This window comes from Bradyrhizobium sp. Mp27 (genome assembly GCF_029953005.1).
Taxonomy (GTDB): Bacteria; Pseudomonadota; Alphaproteobacteria; order Rhizobiales; family Xanthobacteraceae; genus Bradyrhizobium; species Bradyrhizobium barranii.
In genome coordinates this window covers 1-1,178 of record NZ_JASAUS010000520.1, presented here as the reverse complement: position 1 = coordinate 1,178, position 1,178 = coordinate 1, and the positions used below count along the sequence as shown (strand labels likewise).

The window sequence follows — 1,178 nt, the reverse complement described above, 5'->3', positions numbered from 1 at the left end:
TAGTCTCGGTCATGGCGTATCGCTCTCCTCGAGAGGTTCTGGCAGGCTCGTCACCCGCCTCGATACGCCGCCTTCCTCACACCGTCATCACCCAGATTCCGCCATAGCTCGACCCAGCGTCCTTTGGCAGTCATCTCACTGTTGTCAGCGTCGGCTACACGACCGACATGAGCTACGATCCATCCACGATAGCCACATTGCGCCGCGCGTTGGACGAGGTGCTGCTTGACGCCCGTTTCCATCAGCGGAAGTCGGCTTCGGCGCTTGAAATTGCTGAACATCTTCTGGCGCGTGCGGCGGACGGAGAACGGGACCTAGAGCGCCTGAAATGCTCGGCTTTCAAGAAATTAATCGGCGATGCCGCGCGCTTGCCGAGCTGGACTGCGTAGCGATCTCAAGACTCTTGCGGGCAGCTCTTGGGGATCGGTAAGGTCGATCGACGGCGACTTTCACTTGACGGCCTTAGTTCTCCTTCGGCGCCACGCGCCACGATCCTCAGCGCGTCATCCGGCAGCGGACGTTGCTCGGAGAAGCTGTTAGCCGGGACAAGGCGGCGGTTCTCCGGCTTCAGGCAGCCTGGCCAGTGCGGTGACGGCATTGCGGATGTTGGTGACCGGTGGCCCGCCGAACTTTGGTGGCGGCGGCATGCCCCAGCGCATCATGGCCAGCTCGCGGCCGGTGTCAGTGTTGCCGGGTAACCCGGAAACACGACCGGCATCGGTGCGAGGTTGCCGGCATAGCGGTTGACGACGCGGAACAGCGCGATGATCGCGGCTTGGTTGGTTGTGATGCTGTAGAGGTTTCACGTGCGCTTTGCGGACTACCGCTTCTTAAAGTCCGTTAGCTTGCGCATGTAGTAACCCTGTCTCTGAACGGCGAGCTTAATGTCCTCGCTGACGCTCGCTACTTCTAGCGCAATGCCCACCCGGCGGTGAGGCAGAATTCTTTCAGCATGGGGCAAGCCAGTAATGGAGCAAGTTCATGAAAAAGATGCATCTAACAAAACTTGCAATTGCGGGCTCAACTGTCGCATGCGCGGCACTGTTCTCGTTTAGCTGGTCTGAACAACCCCCGCGGGTCACTTCAAATTCCTCCGGGTGTGGTCAGTCAAATTCCTCCACCCGCGAGGCAGGACAAGGGACTGTTAGTTTGAGTTTGTTTCCCGGGCAAGAGCTTCA

1 protein-coding gene and 2 pseudogenes are annotated in these 1,178 nt (G+C 59.3%); 2 read left to right on the top strand and 1 reads right to left on the bottom strand.

All coding sequences use genetic code 11. The features are described 5' to 3' along the window. Positions 1 to 167 precede the first annotated feature (167 nt). On the top strand, positions 168 to 389 hold the full coding sequence (locus QJT78_RS51465; RefSeq protein WP_038946060.1) for a hypothetical protein: 222 nt from the start codon (positions 168 to 170) through the stop codon (positions 387 to 389). Positions 390 to 641: 252 nt separating this feature from the next. On the opposite strand, the pseudogene QJT78_RS53430 reads toward QJT78_RS51465, so the two are convergent. Then, positions 642 to 790, bottom strand: a pseudogene (locus QJT78_RS53430) (SOS response-associated peptidase); the annotation flags it as partial. Positions 791 to 981: 191 nt separating this feature from the next. Between QJT78_RS53430 and QJT78_RS51455 the strand changes: the two are divergent. After that, positions 982 to 1,178: pseudogene (locus tag QJT78_RS51455) on the top strand (hypothetical protein); the annotation flags it as partial.